The sequence below is a fragment of the Streptomyces sp. NPDC017936 genome (assembly GCF_044328485.1).
In the GTDB taxonomy this organism is placed as follows: domain Bacteria; phylum Actinomycetota; class Actinomycetes; order Streptomycetales; family Streptomycetaceae; genus Streptomyces.
Genome location: NZ_JBIRHK010000021.1, coordinates 26142 through 43210 on the forward strand (window position 1 = coordinate 26142; position 17069 = coordinate 43210).

General features: G+C 69.2%; 11 protein-coding genes and 3 pseudogenes. 7 read left to right on the forward strand and 7 right to left on the reverse strand.

The features are described 5' to 3' along the window. Positions 1 to 4: 4 nt before the first annotated feature. The 4 genes and pseudogenes from ACH4F6_RS33985 to ACH4F6_RS34000 form a co-directional block, all read right to left on the reverse strand. Positions 5 to 2839 carry a DNRLRE domain-containing protein gene (locus tag ACH4F6_RS33985; protein ID WP_397964224.1) on the reverse strand — a complete coding sequence of 945 codons (2835 nt, stop codon included), beginning with the start codon at positions 2837 to 2839 and terminating at the stop codon, positions 5 to 7. A 420-nt stretch (positions 2840 to 3259) separates the two neighbouring features. After that, positions 3260 to 3414 (reverse strand): annotated as a pseudogene (locus tag ACH4F6_RS33990) (IS5/IS1182 family transposase); the annotation flags it as partial. 1347 nt (positions 3415 to 4761) lie between these two features. After that, positions 4762 to 5538: a hypothetical protein gene (locus tag ACH4F6_RS33995; RefSeq protein WP_397964225.1), complete on the reverse strand. Its 777-nt coding sequence runs from the start codon at positions 5536 to 5538 to the stop codon at positions 4762 to 4764. A 226-nt stretch (positions 5539 to 5764) separates the two neighbouring features. Beyond that, a complete protein-coding gene (locus tag ACH4F6_RS34000) occupies positions 5765 to 6352 on the reverse strand; it encodes an ALF repeat-containing protein (protein ID WP_397964226.1) in 588 nt (195 codons plus the stop codon). A 360-nt stretch (positions 6353 to 6712) separates the two neighbouring features. Between ACH4F6_RS34000 and ACH4F6_RS34005 the strand changes: the two are divergent. Further along, positions 6713 to 6784, forward strand: a pseudogene (locus ACH4F6_RS34005) (alpha/beta hydrolase); the annotation flags it as partial. A 412-nt stretch (positions 6785 to 7196) separates the two neighbouring features. Here ACH4F6_RS34005 and ACH4F6_RS34010 read toward each other — a convergent pair. Next, positions 7197 to 8336 (reverse strand): PucR family transcriptional regulator, encoded by a 1140-nt coding sequence (locus ACH4F6_RS34010; protein ID WP_397964227.1) that lies wholly within the window; start codon positions 8334 to 8336, stop codon positions 7197 to 7199. 87 nt (positions 8337 to 8423) lie between these two features. On the opposite strand from ACH4F6_RS34010, the gene ACH4F6_RS34015 reads away from it, so the two are divergent. The 5 genes and pseudogenes from ACH4F6_RS34015 to ACH4F6_RS34035 all read left to right on the forward strand — a co-directional run. Next, positions 8424 to 9479, forward strand: a complete 1056-nt coding sequence (locus ACH4F6_RS34015; RefSeq protein WP_397964228.1) for a ferredoxin reductase — start codon at positions 8424 to 8426, stop codon at positions 9477 to 9479. A gap of 7 nt (positions 9480 to 9486) precedes the next feature. Beyond that, complete coding sequence (locus tag ACH4F6_RS34020; protein ID WP_397964229.1) at positions 9487 to 10605, forward strand: fatty acid desaturase family protein; 1119 nt, start codon at positions 9487 to 9489, stop codon at positions 10603 to 10605. Positions 10606 to 10967: 362 nt separating this feature from the next. Continuing rightward, positions 10968 to 11618, forward strand: coding sequence for a hypothetical protein (locus ACH4F6_RS34025; protein ID WP_397964230.1), 651 nt, complete (start codon positions 10968 to 10970; stop codon positions 11616 to 11618). 217 nt (positions 11619 to 11835) lie between these two features. After that, a complete protein-coding gene (locus ACH4F6_RS34030; protein ID WP_397964231.1) occupies positions 11836 to 12723 on the forward strand; it encodes a neutral zinc metallopeptidase in 888 nt (295 codons plus the stop codon). Between the two features lie 312 nt (positions 12724 to 13035). Beyond that, positions 13036 to 13104, forward strand: a pseudogene (locus ACH4F6_RS34035) (IS6 family transposase); the annotation flags it as partial. Positions 13105 to 13348: 244 nt separating this feature from the next. Here the strand turns inward: ACH4F6_RS34035 and ACH4F6_RS34040 are convergent. Continuing rightward, the gene (locus ACH4F6_RS34040; RefSeq protein ID WP_397964232.1) at positions 13349 to 14482 is read right to left on the reverse strand and encodes an FAD-dependent oxidoreductase; all 1134 of its coding nucleotides are present in this window, start codon (positions 14480 to 14482) and stop codon (positions 13349 to 13351) included. Between the two features lie 189 nt (positions 14483 to 14671). Here ACH4F6_RS34040 and ACH4F6_RS34045 point away from each other — a divergent pair, with 189 nt between their 5' ends. Beyond that, positions 14672 to 15298 carry a TetR/AcrR family transcriptional regulator gene (locus ACH4F6_RS34045; RefSeq protein ID WP_397964233.1) on the forward strand — a complete coding sequence of 209 codons (627 nt, stop codon included), beginning with the start codon at positions 14672 to 14674 and terminating at the stop codon, positions 15296 to 15298. Positions 15299 to 16016: 718 nt separating this feature from the next. Here ACH4F6_RS34045 and ACH4F6_RS34050 read toward each other — a convergent pair. Then, positions 16017 to 16886 (reverse strand): helix-turn-helix domain-containing protein, encoded by an 870-nt coding sequence (locus ACH4F6_RS34050; protein WP_397964234.1) that lies wholly within the window; start codon positions 16884 to 16886, stop codon positions 16017 to 16019. Between the last annotated feature and the right edge of the window lie 183 nt (positions 16887 to 17069).

Genomic DNA, 17069 nt, shown 5'->3' on the forward strand with positions numbered 1-17069 from the left:
TGGTTCAGGCCGGGTTTTCGATTTCGTTCACCCATGGATCGCAGACTTGCCTGCCCAAGCAATAGCCTGTGATGACTCCTGTGTTGTGCCCGTCGAACTTCGGGCCACTGAAGTCGACGACGACTCGTACGCGCGTGCTGTCCAGGAGTTTGCAATCCTTGTGGTTGTGATCTTCCCAAGGCCACAAGCCTCGGCATTCGACGAGGCGTATGGGCAGCTCGTAATTCCATCGCCACGGATTTTCGAGCTGTTGATACTTTCCCGGCGCCCCGAAGGTGGTTCTCTTGGTGACGGTGCGCGCGACCTCCCAGTCCAGGTTGTGCTTGACTTCCATCTTGGTCTGTCCCCAGCCGTCGTCTATCCGGGAGACGTACCAGCCGTCGCGGAGGTTGATGCGCTTTCCGTCACGGTCGTTCCAGAATTCCACCAGGTCATCGCCGGGTTCATAGGGAGCCGGATCATCGGCCGCGCTGCGGAGACGCGCCGACTGCGAAGGCATGGCCAGTGGGCTGTCCGTGTACGTGACGACCATCGCCGGAGGCTTGCCCACGGACGTCCGGGAGGAGTGGAAGCCGCGGTCGTACTCGGCGGTATCGCTTTCGTCCGCAGCGCTCAGCACCAGTCCGTGGTTCGCCTGCCCGGAGGCCCAGGCCTGAGCCATGTCGGTGACCGGCCAGGTCCACAGGTCGCCCGTCGAGGGGCTGTCCGCCGTGCACGGCACCGGATCCGAGGCGACGGCGGCGCCGTCTTCGGTCAGGCCGGGCTGATTGCTCCACTGCAGTGTTTCCGGGGTCCAGGCCGAGGTGACCCGCCGGGCCTTCAGTCCTGCCCCGGTGGAGCCGCAGCCGAAGGCGTTGGAGTTCTCCAGCTCCAGCCGAGCGCCGGTGATCGTTTTGCCGGCCAGCTGCGAGGTGTCGAAGTGCAGGTAGGCACGTTCGCGTATCACCGGCCCGCTGAAGGAGTACAGCCCGGACCACAGGGTTTCCGTGTAGCCGATGACGTATCCGGTGTCATCGAGCCACAGGTCCGTCTCCGCAGGCAGGGTGACCGTATGCTGCCCCGGAGGATCCGTCGGAGGATCCTCCTCGTAGCCCGGCTCACCCGGTTGGTTTTCGTAGTAGGGCGGATCCGGCTCCTGGGTGACGGGCTGGGTCCAGTCCTCGCCACCCTCCTGGGAAGGCAGCGAGCCCGGCAGCTCGCCCGTGTCCCGCAGCCGGTCGAGATTGGACGCGGTGTAACCCGGCAGGTCGTAGAAGTCCTCGAAAATGAAGGGCTCGCCTTCCAGCGCCCCGGGGGGCAGGCCGTCGTCGCCCGCGGCGGCGAAGCGCACCGTCCTGGCGGGCTCATACTCGATGAACAGCTGAGGGGCATGCCCGCGCGGGTCGGGGTGGTTGCGTTCGGTGGAGACGTACTGCCGATAGTTCGGGGTGGTGTTCTCGACGACGCCTCGAAGGAGAAGGCCGTAGTCGGGGGTCGTGCCGTCGGCCCAGGTCTGCACGATCTGCTCGATGGAGTGGATCAGTTGTCCTTCGCCCCATGAGCACGTGTCGCTGTATGCCGCCTGGTTGGCCGCTTGACCGGTCCGGGTGGTGGTCGGCTGGGAGGACCAGGTGAAGGTCGCCGGGTCGAAGGGCGATGTCACCATCTGGGCCACGATGCCGGAACCGACCTGGGAGCCGCAGGTGGTGGAGCGCCAGTTCCACATCTGCAGGTCGGCATTGAGGATCTTCCCGCCGGCGATGTCGGTGTCGTTCACCAGGAAGCGCAGGTACGTGCGGCAGTGGCCTTGGCTGTTGGAGCCGGCGCGCAGATAGGTGGAGGCGATCTGGGTGGTGGTCGGCCCATTGGAGCACATGAAGGTGTCGGCGTCGAGGCCGGCCCCGATCCAGACGGGATCGGCTGCGATGGTGACCGGGTACTGTACCGTGCTGTCCGCCAGGAAGTCCGCGTCCGGCTTGATCACGAGGATGGGGTCACTGTCGGATCCCGCAAGCCGGGCAACGGTGCTACCGATGCGTCCCTTGTCCGGGGACTGTCCGGCTTTGGCGTCCAGCATTTCCGCGGCGACCGGCCGCGCGGTCGGCTTCTTCTTGTCACGGGTGACCAGTTGCGGTGTGCCGTCTTTGGTACGGCCGTATGTCATCGCTTCCGGCAGAGTCAGCGGCAGCCGTACGGCCAGGGGGCTCGTGGGGCGTTTCCGAAGGACCACCTTCAGGGCGAAGGTGTCCGGCAGCGCCCGCACCACCAGGTCCGCGCCCGGTGCCACGGCATCGGTGTAGGTGGCGGAATCGCCGTCGAGCTTCGGTCGGGGCAGGTCGCGAGGCCAGTCGATACCCGACGTTCCCTTGCCGGTCACCACGGTCACCAGTCGCCGGTTGGAGCCGGAGGAGAACACCATCCGGCCTTTCACACGTTTCGGCTCGATGGCGTTGTCATCTTCGACCAGCGTTGTGTCGATCGGCTGCCAGGAGCGCGGAGATGTGCCCGTCTTCACGCGTACCGGTTCGGTACTGAGTGTCATGGACAGGGTCTTGCCGTCAGGATTAGCCCACACGGTCGCGAATTCGGTGTTCCTGGCGCTGACTTCGACGCGTTCGCCACTCTTCTTTGCCTGTGTCCATGCGGCCTCGGTATCCCCGGCCAGGGTACTGCCGGTGCCTTGCTCCCCTTTTGTTGAGCCGGTCTCGCGGACGACAGGTTCCGTTTCGACCACTGCCCAAGCAGGAACGCTGCCGATCGGCCCGAGCAGGGCGGCAGTCAGAGCCGCGAAGCGGATCAGGCGCCGACGTCTGCGCCTCTGGGAGGGCACCGGACGCCAGCCCTTGGCGGACGATTTCACCGATGACTCCCTCTGTGAAGTGCCGCCGTCTGCGCCCGGGTCGTCGTTCTCGGGACCAGCGCGACGGCCGTGGCCACGAGGAATGTGCTCCGCATTCGGTTCATGGCTTCCCCTGTTGTGTGGAGCCCGGCAACTCCTGCCGAGCGGAAAGCACTTACTGTGTGGGCCGCGGCAGCACAAGATCAAGCATGTTGCGGTGTCCCGGACAAACAGAGGGTATGTCCGGGCTGGTCAGCGGCCTCCTCTCCCGCTGTCCCGGACAGCCGCCGGGCCGTCGGCAGTTTCGGACGCCGACGGTTGCAGGGCCGCAGAGGCGCTGCCGCCGGTGCCGGGCACCTGCGTCCGCCTTGAACTCCGGCGGGTAGTTCTTCACGATGACGAGATGTCCGTCCCGAGATCCTCAGGATCCAGTGAGTCTTTTCAGCGCTGACGCTCCAGGGTGAAGATGGCGGCACCGATGGACGAGAGGCGATTCGGACCGCAGCGGGCTCGGCGAAGATCCGCCAGGACTTCAACCTCGTGACACTTCGTTCGGCGGGTGCCCGCGCTGCTGACAGAGCCCGGTTGGCCGTCCGCAGGGATCTGCTCCACGAAGGTCCGGCACGGGCACTTGGTGTTCCGGCGCCAAAACCGCCGAACTCGCCCTTGGAGCAAAACACTTCGTCCGGCGCTCGGTATGTCGGTGGGAAACCGCAGGCAGGAACTGTGAACTCGGATCGGCCAGGCCCCGCATTCCGGGCAGGCAGCGCCGACCGCGGCGTATTGCGCGTCAACGCGCACCATCTCGATGCCTGCGTTCACCGACAGCACCACGACGTTCCTGATCGACGGGAACAACAGCTACTGCAGTCGAAGCACACCCTCTTCCACGGCCCGGACTGTCAGCCCGACCTCCGTGACCACGGCCTGCCTTCAGGCGCCTTCGAATGCCACCCCGAGACGCCGGCCGTCCCCCGGAATGGCTGATGCACGGAAGTTGAGCCAGAACCGGAGTTTCGACAGCACCAGGAGGTGGGGCATTCGACCGGCTCTCAGGCAGACGCGGACGCGCGCTCGTATGCGCTGAGGTCAGCCGGTGCGGCGGGAGCGGGCCAGAGCCAGCCACCCGAGGACCGTGGCGATCAGCCCCAGGAGCAGGGTCTCAGCGCCCTCCCGATCCCCGGCCTCCTCCCGCATCCCGGCCAGGCGGAACAGGGCGTCAGTACTGCCGTGGTCGGCGGTGCGGAGTCGGAGGTGGTGGGCCCATTGCAGGCGGTGCCGGTGCTCGGCTGCTTGGGTGAGGTTGTGCAGGTCGTCGGGGTGGATGAGGTGGGTGTGGGCGGCGTGCCGGAAGGATGCGGGCGGGCATAGGTGGTGGCGGGTGGTGCGGCTGTGCTGTTCCGGTGTCCCACACGGCGGTGAACGCCGTTTCAGGGTGTGGCGGTGGACGTGCTCGGCGTCGCCGTACAGGTGGAGGCCCTGGACGCCGTGTTCGGCGGAGGCGTCGAGGACGGGATCCTGCTGGGGGAATCATGGCGGTGCCATGGTGTTCCGCCCCTCTCGTCATGGTCTGCTCGCGCTGCTGGTGCCGGTGGCCCCGGTACGGGGGCCGGGGTCCTCGGGGTGTGCCACGTCAGCCGGGGAGACGTTCGATGTGACAGCGGGACCATCGTGCCGTGGACGGACCCAGTGGAGGCACCACCTCGTTGTATGCGCTCCCCGCGGATCAAGCAGCGCCCCTGTCCGGCCGCTCACAGGTTTCCCGTCAAGTGCCGCGAAACCAAAGGAGGTCTTCCCCGTGGGGTGCCTGCGGCCGGCGGTCCGCGCCCATGCGACGAGCCCGTTCTCGCGAGCCGACCGGAGCCGAATGCGGGCGGCGGATTCCGGGAGCCGCGCACACGTGGGAACCGTGCGCAGTGGGCAGAGCGCAGGGGCGGGCCCGATCAGTTGGCCGACGTGTTCCGTGTCATCTCGGCTGCCTCGGTGATGGCGCGTTGTCTGAGATCGCCGAACAGCTGCATCGTGACGGCGGCCAGGACGTCGTCCCCGTCAACAGTCCGCCCGTCCCCGCGGCGGGTGGACAGGGCGAGGAGGGGGTCCTTGAGCAGCGGGGCCGGGGCTGGCTCGCCCGGCACCACCAGACTGACCGTCCCGAACCGCTTGACCCCGCCCTCGCGGACGACCTTGGCCGCGTCCCGGGCCAGGGCCGTCAGGAACACGCTCGCGATTCCGTCCAGGTCGCGGACCATCGCCGGGACCGCCCTCACCCCCCGGCTCCTCAGCAGCCTTCTCACCCCGGCTTCGAACCGGTGGGCGCCGGCCACACCGCTCGGTGTACGCGTCCCGCGGCGCTCACGGAGAGACACGAGCGCACCATCGGCGTTGCGCACCTCGCCCATCAGGCCGTGGAAGGTCGGGCTGTGCAGGTACCACGCCGATCCCACCTCCACCTCGACGTTCCGGTCGATCGCCGAGATGAGGTCCTTGGGAATCAGCCTCTTCCTGGCCTCCTCGGCCGCCGCGCTTCTCGCGCCGTCGATGATCTCCGTCAGCACGGTCCGCGTCACCGACGCGGCGGCCCACGCGGCCGGCCGGGAGACGTGCAACGAGGTCACGTCCCTGAACACCGCTTTGACGAGCTGAGGCTTGAACGGCAGGTCGGTCACGACGGAAGCGGTCTGCGGACCGCTGCGCTCGGTGCGTAGGGGTTGTGTGGTCATCGAAGAATGCGCTTTCTGCTGTCGGGGGTGTCAGTGGCCCATGCCGCACCGGGCGGCGAGACCACAGAGCTCTGCGGAGGGCGCCGAGCCGGCACAGGGCCTGCCGGGCGGGGCCGCCGGCACACAGAGGTGCAGGCGGCCCCGCCCGGGTTCTCGGCGTTTCGGCGACCGGGCGTGCGGCAGGGGTGCCACCCGGGTGACGCGCTGTGGTGCGGCGCCGTGCCGGTCAGGCGACCTGGTACCTGCCGACTTCCAGGAAGTGGCGCAGTGCTTCGGGTGTGCTGTCGTCGAGGGCGGCGTTGGCTGCCGCGCGCAGGGCCGGGCTGATGGACGGGTCGGCGAGGATGCGGGCGATGGCGACGCTGTCGTCCTCGGCCTGGGCGATGCGGTAGCCGGTCTCCAGCCAGGCGCGGATCGCGTCGGAGTCGTCGGCGTCCAGGAGGGCGTTGACCTCGGCGATGACGCGCCGGCCGCTGTCGGGGTCGGCGAGCAGGCGTGTGATGGCGACGCGGTCGTCCTCGGCCTGGGCGATCCGGTAGCCGGTCTCCAGCCAGGCGCGCATCGCCTCGGGGTCGTTGGCGTCCAGGAGGGCGTTGGCTTCTCGTGTCACACGCCGGCCGCTGTCCGGGTCGGCGAGGATCCGGGCTATGGCCACCCTCAGGTCGTCGGCGTCCGGCTCGTCCGTGGACGAGGACACCGCGGGCACCGTCACCGCGGTCGGTGCCGCCGTGGCGGCGAAGGACGGGGTGGCGAGCAGGAGGGCCGGGGCGAGGATGCCCACGGCGATGCCGGGCGCTACGCGGTGCAGTCGCAAGGGTAATGCTCCTCTTCGTTTGCTGGGGAGGTGAGTTGAGGAAGCCTCAGGGCGTCCACTTCGGTAATGCTGCCACCTGGGTCTGACAGTGGCAGTTGCCCCGCTGCGGTCGCAGGGCACCGTCGCCGCGGACGTGGCCGGTGTTTCCTGGCGGCGCGCCTTCGAGAAGGGCGGCCTTGAGCGCGACTCGTGGCTGTCGGGGCATGATCGGGGCGGGACGATTCCTGGGGCGGTCGTGGTGTGGTCCGAGCGTGTGGTGGTGTGCGACGTGGTTCGGCTTGTCTGCCGGGACCGGGGCGGGCCGGGGGGCCGGTCGTGCTGCTGCACGGCTCGGCCGGTCATGCGGGTGAGCGGGAGGTGGTGGCCTCGCGGCTGATCGCCCGGTATCGGGTCGTCGCGGTCGATCAGCGCGGGCACGGCGCGAGCGAGCGTCATCCGCAGGATGTCTCCCGGGCCGCTTGTGTCGCCGACGTCGTCGCTGCAGTCGAGCAACCCGGCCTGGCCGCCCCGCCGGTCACCCAGTTGCAGCCCGCCGCGCGCCCGTGGGTCGGCTCGTGCCCGAACAGCGCCCTCCACGACGACATGAAAGCCGTTCTCCAGGGCATGGCGGACCAGGTCGCCGACCGGATGCTCGATGAGCGCGTCGACGAGCGGGCCGGTGCGCATCGTCCACCGGATCCAGTCGAGCCGTGTCCGCCACCGCGCTGCTCAGGGACAGTGCCCCCGACGGGCTTCCCGAGGCCTTGTCCGGTCTTCACATCGACCCCCGGTCCCAGCTGGCTCATACCGCTCTTTCCCGGGCCGCACGAGCCGGCTGACGGCACCGAGAACGAGGCAGTACTCGTCAGCTGGTCCGAAGACCGACCGCCAGCGTCAGTTCAAGGACCCGGTGTGGCGATGCGAGATCCGGAAACAGCTCCCGCAGCTGCGACATCCGGTACCGGACTGTCTGGGGATGGACGAACAACGCCGCCGCCACCTCCTCCCGCCTGCCCTGGTGCAGCAGCCACGCCCGCAACGTCTCCTCCAGCCGCCGTGCGGTCGCGACAGGCAAGGTCAGCAACGGTGCGAGGGCTCGGGCACGCAGATCTGCGAACGCGTCCGCGTCGGCGCTCAGCACCAGCTCGGGCAGGTGGTCCTCGGTGTCGCGGATGTCAGAGGAGAGGGAGCGCGCGCGTACGGCTCGTGCGTACGAGGCGGACGCACGAGTCCATGGCCGGGCCGGGCCGACCACGGCGGTGCGACCGGCCAGCTGCCGCAGGAGATGTGATCGGTCGGCATCGGGGACGAGCAGCACACCGGTGGCGTCCGGCAGATCGTCGAGGACGAGGGTGCTCGGATCGAGCGCGCGGTAGGCAGGCCGGGCCTGGGCGGCGGGCAGCAGGACCGCGGTCAGCGACACCGGAGGCTGCCACCCGGCTCGTTGAACAGAGGCCAGCAGCACGTCCGGGCTCGCGTCGGCGAGGAGGTCGCGAGCCAGGTGTTCCAGGTGGCGCTCGTGGGCTCTGCCCCGGGCGGCCAGTTCGTCGGCGTGGCCCGCGGCGCTCGCGGCGGAGAGCTCGTCGATGTAGGCGAAGGTCAGCTCGGCGAACTTGGCGACCTCGGCGGCGGGCAGGCCTGCGGGTACGGCACCCGCTGCCAGGCATCGCCAGGCCACGCGGGCGCCGACGCGGTAGGCGCTGAGCAAGGCGTCCATCGAACGGCCGTCGCGCACCTCGCCGCGGCCCAGTTCGTAGGCTGCGTCACCGGCGTCGCCGCCTGTGGCGTTCCCGCTCGCGAGGTCCAGGTAGTGCCCCAGAGCGGTGCGGACGGCTCGGCGGATGGTGCCGCCCATGTGGCCCGAAAGGGCGTTGGCGTAGGGAGGGACCTCTTCGATGATCGCCTGGACGACCTCGTCGGCGGTGGTCTTCAGCGCGGCCCGAAGTGCGGTGACCGTCGTCTCGTCCAGGGCCAGTTCGCTGGCCCTCCGGATTGCATGACTCACGTTTTTGTTCCCTGCGAACAATTCAGCCGACCAGATTTACGTCTTGCGGTCAGGACTTTACGCCTTGTGGCGCAGCAAGCTGGAGTCATGATGAGTGCGGCCCTGCGCAGCAGGGCGTGGAAACTGCTGGAGATGGTCACGACGCCGCTGCTGCCGTCGGACTACCTGGACCTGGTCAGTCCGCTGCGTGCGGGCGCTGACCTGCGTGGGCGCATCGAGGCCGTGCACCCCGAGACGGGTGACGCCGCGACCATCGTGATCAGACCGGGGCGGGGCTGGCGCGGCCACACAGCCGGTCAGTACGTGCGGATCGGGGTCGACGTCGACGGGGTGCGCCTGTGGCGTGCCTACTCCATCACCTCGCCGACGAACCGCCAGGACGGCCGCGTCACGATCACCGTGAAGGCGATCCCGGAGGGCAAGGTCAGCAACCACCTGGTCCGTAAGGCGAAACCGGGCACTCTGGTCCAGCTCGACCAGGCGACCGGTGACTTCGTGCTGCCGCAGGCCAAGCCCGCCAAGGTGCTCTACCTGACGGCCGGCAGCGGCATCACGCCCGTGATGGGCATGCTGCGCGACACCGCGTTCGACGACGTCGTCATGGTCCACTGCGCGCCGCGGCCGCAGGACGTGATCTTCCGCGACGAACTGCACGACCTGGTCGCGGACAAGAAGCTGCGGCTCATCGAGGTGCACACCGACACGGACGGCACCCTCGACATCACCCGTCTCGACGAACTCGTGCCCGACTGGGCCGAGCGCGAGACCTGGGCCTGCGGGCCCGCGGGCCTGCTCGACGCCGCCGAGGGGCACTGGAGCGAGCACGGCGTACAAGAGCGCCTGCACACCGAGCGCTTCCGCCCCAGCATCGTCGTCGCCGGCGACGGCGGCGAGGTCACGTTCAGCGCCACCGGCAAGACCGTCGACGCGGACGGCGCCACGCCGTTGCTGGACATCGGCGAGGAGGCCGGCGTGCTCATGCCCTCCGGGTGCCGCATGGGCATCTGCTTCGGCTGCATCACTCCGCTCAAGGCGGGCGCCGTCCGCGACCTGCGCACCGGCGAGATCACCGAGGCCGAGCCGGGCGTCCTCATCCAGACCTGCGTGTCCGCCGCGGCGGGCCCCTGCGACATCGAACGGTAGGAACATCTTGACCGCCATCGACCCCACCGCCCACCTGACCGCGGAGCAGATCGAGGAGCTCGGCCGCGAGCTGGACGCGATCCGCGACGAGGTGATCGCCGACCGCGGCGAGAAAGACGCCGCCTACATCCGTAAGGTCATCTCCGCGCAGCGCAAGCTCGAGCTGGTCAGCAGGGGCGTGCTGCTGTTCTCGTTCTTCCCGCCCGCGTGGCTGCTCGGCACCGCCGGTCTGTCCGTGGCGAAGATCATGGACAACATGGAGATCGGCCACAACGTCCTGCACGGCCAGTGGGACTGGATGCGGGACCCGAAGATCCACTCCACCACCTGGGAGTGGGATCACGTCTCGCCGGCCGACCAGTGGAAGCACTCGCACAACGAGCTGCACCACACCTACACCAACGTGATCGGCAAGGACAACGACCTCGGCTACGGCATCATGCGCGTCGACGAGGACCAGAAGTGGCACCCGTTCCACCTCGGCCAGCCGCTGTGGAACTTCATCAACGCCTGCTTCTTCGAGTACGGCATCGCGGCGTACGACCTGGAGCTCGGCAAGAACCTGCACAAGCGCCGCCGCAAGAACCCGGAATTCCGCGCGCGGGCCAGGGCCGTGGGCCGCAAGATCCGCAAGCAGGTGCTCAAGGACTACGTGATCCACCCGCTGCTGTCGGGCCCGTCGTTCCTCACCACGCTCGCCGCCACGTTCACCGCGAACCTGGTCCGCAACCTCTGGTCCCACTCGGTGATCATGTGCGGACACTTCCCCGAGGGCGTGCAGGTCTTCGAGCGCCGGTCGATCGAGGGCGAGACGCGCGGCCAGTGGTACCTGCGCCAGATGATGGGCTCGGCGAACATCAGCGGCAGCAGGGCCATGCACTTCATGACCGGCAACCTGTCGCACCAGATCGAGCACCACCTGTTCCCGGACCTGCCGAGCAACCGGTACGCCGAGGTCGCGGTGAAGGTGCGCGCGCTGTTCGAGAAGTACGAGCTGGAGTACGTCGCCGGGCCGCTGCCCAAGCAGGTGTTCTCCGCGTGGCGCAAGGTCTTCCGGCTCTCGCTGCCGAACAAGGAGCCCAAGGTCAAGACGCCGGACCGCGAGCAGGAGCTCGTCGCGGCCTGATTCCCGGGACAGGTTCAGCTCTTTCGGCCGTACCGGCGGCACCGCCGGGTTCGGTGAGATCCGTTGCGGACGGCAGGCGACCGCGACGTCGGACCGTACGACACGGGATCCGGAGCAGTTCAGTGGCCGGCTGCGCTACCCGGACGTGCGCCAGGAGCTCAGCGCACAGCCCCCGGCGAGGTGGTGTAGTGCACGGAGCGGATGGCCGCCGACGGCGTGCGCTGCTGCTGGTTCAGCGACCGCTGGTCCATACCGTGGCTGGGGGGGGCGCCCTCCGCACGCGTGGCCCGGCGGGACGACACCCCGTCGTCGCGGAGACGCCGGCGGTGTTCACCGCCTCCGCCTGGAGGCAGCAGCCGAGCATGCCACTCGTTCGGTTCCTGTCACTGCTGCTGTCCGACCGGCTCGTCCCGTACACCTGGCCTGCCCGGAACGGGCACGCGAGCCGCACGGTATGGACCACACCTCAGTGCGCGAACGAGGCCCGTGCCCGCGATGAGGAAAGACGCCGCGCGCAGGAGCTGGTGGAGCGTGCGGCGGAGCAAGAGCGGCGGGAGCGGGAGGAGGCGCAGGCCCGAGCTGATCGGCTGGAGACTGCCCGCCTGCAGGCGGAGGGTAGGGAACGGGCGGCTGCCGCCGACCCGAGCCGGGCGGCCCTGGCCCGTCACTCGCGGCGGCTCCCCGGGATCGAGGAGGCCATGGCCGGGCTCCGCCGAGAACGGGGCACCGACGTAACCGTGGGCCGGAGCGTGGGCGACAGCCGGTATTCCGGTGGCGTCCCGCTCGTCGACGCGGAGAGCGGGACCCTCCTGCCCATCTTCGACCCGCTCCCGCGGTCCGGCCGCTGTCCCGGCTTCCTCCTGGACGTCGGGCTGCCGCTGCTCCTCCCCACGGAGGAGCGACGCGAGCGCTTCGAGGACTTCCGGGCCGCTGGTGAGCGACTGCGCCAGGCCACAGCCGCAGCGCTCACCGACGTCGAAGGTCCGGCGGGTTACGGGACCGGCCGGGCCTGATGCCCACCCGGGTGCCGCTGCGCGGTCGACGGCGTGGAGGGGCCGTCGCCGCGCACGGCGGTCCGCCGTTCACCCACAGAGCGGCGTCGCGGCGTCGCCCGCCGGCTCCTTCGAGAGGCGGAGCGGGAAGAGGACGGGATGGGGATGCCCTCGTACGGGGTAGGCGAGCGGGACGACGCGGGGCGGTCCGGCGCGCTGCTTGAGGGAGGGTCAACGTATGCAATTCGACGACGATGCTGCTCTGGACACGTCCGAGGTCGAGGACGGTCGGGGAGGTGCGCTGGGCGGGATCCCGGGCGGCGGGAAGACCATCGGCGGTGGACTGGTCGGGCTCGTGGTGCTGGTCGCGTCCGTGCTCTTGGGCGTCGACCCCGGCATGTTCGGCTCGGGCGGCAGCGACACGTCCTCGTCCGGCACGTCAGCCGCGGACCTCGCGGCGGACTGCCGGACCGGTGCCGACGCCAACCGCAAGGAGGAGTGCCGGATCGTCGCCGTGGTCGACAGCGTGCAGGCATTCTGGAAACAGGCGGAGACAGCCGTCGGCAAGCCCTACCAGCAGGCCCCGACGTTCCTGTTCACCGGCAGTGTGAACACCGGTTGTGGGAACGCGACTTCCGACGTCGGCCCCTTCTACTGCTCAGCCGATGACAAGGTCTATCTCGACCTCGGCTTCTTCAACGACCTGAGCAGCGAGTTCGGCGCCAAGGGCGGCCCGTTCGCCGAGGCCTACGTCATCGCGCACGAATACGGCCACCACTTCCAGGACCTCAGCGGAACGATCTCCCGCGGCAACGGAAGGGGCCAGAACAGCGGCTCGGTGAAACTCGAGTTGCAGGCGGACTGCTACGCCGGAGTGTGGGCCCACCACGCCACCACCACCCCCGACCCCAAGAGCGGTGAGCCACTGATCGTCGACTTGACGAAGGACGACATCAACCGCGGGCTGGACGCGGCCGCAGCCGTCGGAGACGACCGTATCCAGCAGCGTTACCAGGGCAAGGTCACACCCGACACCTGGACCCACGGCTCCGCGAGCCAGCGCCAGCAATGGTTCTCCACCGGCTACCGCTCCGGCCGCGTCGCCAGCTGCGACACGTTCAGCTGACCACACTGACGACCACGGTACGACGCCCGGCCGTCGGGCCGCCGCTGGTGGGCAGATCGGGTACTGTGCCGCGTCGCGGTCCGTGGTGACTGACGTTGTCGCCGTGATGTCGTCGAGGTGAGGCCGGTTTCGGTGAGGCATCCGTTGATGAGGTTGCTGCGGTACTGGATCTGGCGGAGACCGTGTCGGAGCGCGCTGAGGGGCACTGTCACGTCGGCTGATCAGGTGGGATGATCTTCGGGTTGATCGAGCCGGGAGGGATCCTCGGCGGACAGTGCGCCGTCGCACGGGAGGCACCGGTATCCGGTCGAGGTGATCCCTCACTGCGTGTGGCTGCACTTCCGCTTCCCGCTCAGCCTCCGCGAGACGGAGGAGTTGATGCTCCATCAGAACCGGCGGGACGAGACCGCGGCCCCGCGCTCCTTCCGCCACCTGACGAAGAAGACGCGTGCGGTCCCGCGGGGGGTCGTCATGGACAAGCTCCGCTCCGTCCCGAGCGTGACCACCACTCAAGACCAATTTCGCCGATAACGGCTGTGCCGATGTTCCCCAAGGCCATGATGGTTCACCGGCCAGGCTCGGGGCGGAGCGCGTTCTGGCCACTTCGTCCGGCGTTGGGGGATGGTCAGCGGCTGTCGGCGATGGCGAAGTCGGGCAGTTCGGTGGACAGCAGGTGGTTGGCGGCACCGTCGAGGAGCTGTGCCGCCTCCGTGGAGCGGGGAAGCATGGTCTTCTCGTAGGCGTGAATGGCTTGGTCGATGGTGTGGTGGTGTGCGATGGCGAGGGCGAGTTCACAGGCGTCCAGCATGGCGAGGTTGACGCCGACGCCGAGCGGGGGCATGAGGTGGGCTGCGTCACCGAGCAGGGTCACCGTGGGGTGGTGCTCCCAGGTGTGCGGGACGGGCAGGGCGAAGATCGGGCGGTCGATGTAGAGGCCGTCGTTGTCGGTGATCAGCTGGCGCAGGCGGGGTGACCAGTCGCGGTAGCGCTCCAGGAGGTGGGCGCGGATGCCGCTGGTGTCCTGGGGGGTGAGGCCGCTGACGGTGATCCAGTCGGCCGGGGCGCGCTGGATGATGTAGACGCGGATGTGGTCACCGCTGTTGCGCTGGGCGAACAGGCCGCGGTCGCCGTCAGCTGCGGCGGCGCTGCCCTGACCGACGAGCTCGGCGATGTCGGGGTGCCGGGTCGTGACGTCGTGGAACCAGGCTTCCAGGAAGCTTACGCCGCTGTACTGGGGCATGGCCTGAGAGACGGCGCGGCGGACCTTGGACCACGCGCCGTCGGCACCGATGACGAGGTCGCATTCGACGGTGGTGCCGTTGGTGAAGTGCAACTGCTGAGGGCCTTCGGCGGGGCCGCTGACGGCCTGTAGGGCGTGGTCCCAGCGCACGGTGCCGGGCTGAAGCGAGTTGAGCAGGAGGTCACGCAGCTGACCGCGGTCGATTTCCGGCTTGAACCGCTCGTCCTGCTCGGGGACGTGATGGAAGAGGGTCGTGCCGGTCGGGTCCATCTGACGCATCTCCTGCCCCTCGGGGCGAGCCAGTTGGAAGAACTCCTCCAGGAGGCCGGCTTCGTGCAGGGCGGTTTGGCCGTTGTCGGCGTGCAGGTCAAGGGTGCCGCCTTGGTCACGGACGTCGGGGCCGGCGTCGCGGTCGTAGACGGTGGCGGTGATGCCGTGCCGCTGGAGGATGCGGCCACAGGTCAGGCCGCCGGGGCCGGCGCCGATGATGGCGATGCGGGGTGCGGGAGTGGTGTCCATATGTGCTCCGTTCGTTTGTGCAGCAGTGGCATGACTGCCCTGACCGCTGAGCCGGCGCGACGGCGGGGGCCTTGTCGAGAAGAGGGGGCCGGGCAGCCCTCGCAGCCGCCGCTCCAGAAAAGCACACCAACTCAATAAGTGCAACGACTCAACTTTTGAAGTTGGTCAATCGAAGGGTAGGATGTCGGTATGCCCAGCACGACGACCAACACCACGGCAGGCACCTCTCCTGCGCCGATGGGGCGCCGCGAGCGCAAGAAGGCCGCCACCCGCCAGGCCATCGCCGACGCCGCACTGCACCTGTTCCTTGAGCGCGGATACGACGCGGTCGGCATTCGCGAGATCGCGGACGCCGCCGACGTGTCCACCACCACGCTGTTCAAGCACTTCCCGGTCAAGGAAGCCCTCGTCTTCGACGAGGACGCCGACCAGGAAGCCCGCCTGCTCGCCGCCGTCCGCGAGCGGCCCGAGGGCCGGTCCATCCCCGCCGCACTGCGCGAACACGCCCTGACCACCCGGCTGGCCTCCGCCGACGATGACGCCACCTTCACCGCCTTCACCAACCTGGTGGCCGGCACCCCCGCGCTACGCGACTACGCTCAGAACATGTGGCTGCGCCATACCACCGCACTCGCCCAGGCCATTGCCGAGGAGAGCGGCCTAGCCGCAGGCGACCCCGCCTGCACCGCCCTGGCGCACTTCGCCCTCGAAGCCCCCCGCGCGGCCTACGCCCATGACGACCCCCGTCAAGCCATCAACCGGGCCTTCGACCTCCTGGAGCACGGCTGGAACGCGTTCTCCCGAACGAAGGAGTGAGCAAGCGTATTGCCATGCGGTGGCTCGCGATCCGGGCTCATCGGATTCGGCCGGGCCGACGGCCTCCTTTACCGCACGGACGCGCAATAGGCTGTGCTGGAACCGCTGTTGCCGAAGGGCGAAAAGCCCGGACGGCCACCGACGCGGGCCAGACGGCAGCGCGGCGACGGCCTCCACCACGCCGGCCGGGCCGTCGCCCGCACGCACCACCTCGCCCTCGCCGCATGCGACAACAGGCCGGCCACCCGCTTCAGGATGCGTGAGCACGGCCTTCCGCAGCGCCCTTCAGGTGTCGGCGGTGACCCAAGCCAGAACCACGGCACGGGCGTTCAGGTGCCACCGCATTCCGACGATCGCCGAACATGAACCATGCGCAGCGCAGATGACACTGCCTGATCACCACCACCGCCACCTGACGAAGCCGCACTCCAGAAGACCACCATCGGCCCGGTCCCGTGACCGTCACAGCCACCGAGGCGCACGTACGGCCGGACCGCGGTCGCACAACGAACTGATCAGTCCAGGCCACACCACCCGCTTCTGATCACAAACATCGGTCCTGGACGACGCGCTGCGAAAGCTCGGCATGGAGTGGGCATGACCGGCTCCGAAAGAACCTCCGGAGGCGAAAACGTCTGCGTCATCCTGCAGCCCGTACGCCCGGAAGGAGGAAGAGGCGCCCACTGCGGTGGATGGCGGGCTGCTGCCGGTCCCTACGTCACCCTTGAGGTGCACGTGCCCGTTGATCAGCTCCGGGAGGCGCGACCGGTGGCCGTGCGGCAGAGGCGAGCAGCGCCAATCCGTCAGCGCTGTCCGTACCGGGAACCGGGTGGTAGATGACGAGCGTCTGGCCGATCGCGCCGTCGACGCTCAGCCGCTCCCGGTTCAGCCACAGGCCGCCTGCCTGAGGATGGTCGATGTGCTTGGGCGCGCCTTCGCACGCCACCACGTCGTGGCGGGCCCAGAGTCGGCTGAAAAGAGAGCTGGCGAGGGAGAGTTCGCCGACCAGCTCGATGCACCGGGGGTCGTCCGTGTCGGCGCCGACGGACCGGCGGAAGCCGGCGACCATGCCCGCGGCGGCCTTCTCCCAGTCCGGGTACAGGGCCTGCTCGGCGGGGTCGAGGAAGATGCTGCGCAGACGGTTGGCGCCCGCCGTGAAGCGCGGCGACAGAGCCGTCGCCAGCGTGTTGGCGGTGAGGACGTCGAAGTAGCGGCCCTCGACGAGCGCGGGGAGCGGGAGCGTGGCGACGAGCTGCGCGACGCCCCGCGGAACGGTCTCTTTCGCGGGCCGACGCCGACGCCGGCGGGGACGGTCCGCGCCGAGAGCGAGCAGGTGCTCCGTCGCGTCGCCGTCCAGGAGCAGCACACGGGCGAGGGACTCCAGGACCTGCACGGAGGGGTTGCGGTCCCGGCCCTGCTCCAGACGCAGGTAGTAGTCGACGCTGATGCCGGCGAGCATGGCGACCTCCTCCCTGCGCAGGCCCGGTACCCGCCGCACTCCCAGAACCGGGACGCCGGCCTGCTCGGGAGTGACGAGCTCACGGCGGGCGCGCACGTAGTCGCCCAGGAGGTTCGGTTCGCCGGTCATGACCCCACGGTAGTGCGCACGGCCGTGCGTCCGGGTGGCCCTGTCACCCCCAGGATCGTGAAGGCCCTGGCTCGCCCGGCACCGCTGCGGCAACGTTGCCACCGGCCCACCGAGCCCGGCCCTTCCCCGCAGGGGGAACTGTCCGGCCGGACCAGACGACACACGTCCGGCCGGGCGGGAGGC

What these genes read in the sequence shown, in the direction of transcription:
- ACH4F6_RS34050 (WP_397964234.1), bottom strand. Translation starts at nt 16,886, where the DNA reads ATGACCGGCGAACCGAACCTCCTGGGCGACTACGTGCGCGCCCGCCGT.
- ACH4F6_RS33995 (WP_397964225.1), bottom strand. Translation starts at nt 5,538, where the DNA reads ATGACCACACAACCCCTACGCACCGAGCGCAGCGGTCCGCAGACCGCT.
- ACH4F6_RS34045 (WP_397964233.1), top strand. Translation starts at nt 14,672, where the DNA reads ATGCCCAGCACGACGACCAACACCACGGCAGGCACCTCTCCTGCGCCG.
- ACH4F6_RS34015 (WP_397964228.1), top strand. Translation starts at nt 8,424, where the DNA reads ATGATGAGTGCGGCCCTGCGCAGCAGGGCGTGGAAACTGCTGGAGATG.
- ACH4F6_RS34030 (WP_397964231.1), top strand. Translation starts at nt 11,836, where the DNA reads ATGCAATTCGACGACGATGCTGCTCTGGACACGTCCGAGGTCGAGGAC.
- ACH4F6_RS34040 (WP_397964232.1), bottom strand. Translation starts at nt 14,482, where the DNA reads ATGGACACCACTCCCGCACCCCGCATCGCCATCATCGGCGCCGGCCCC.
- ACH4F6_RS34025 (WP_397964230.1), top strand. Translation starts at nt 10,968, where the DNA reads ATGCCACTCGTTCGGTTCCTGTCACTGCTGCTGTCCGACCGGCTCGTC.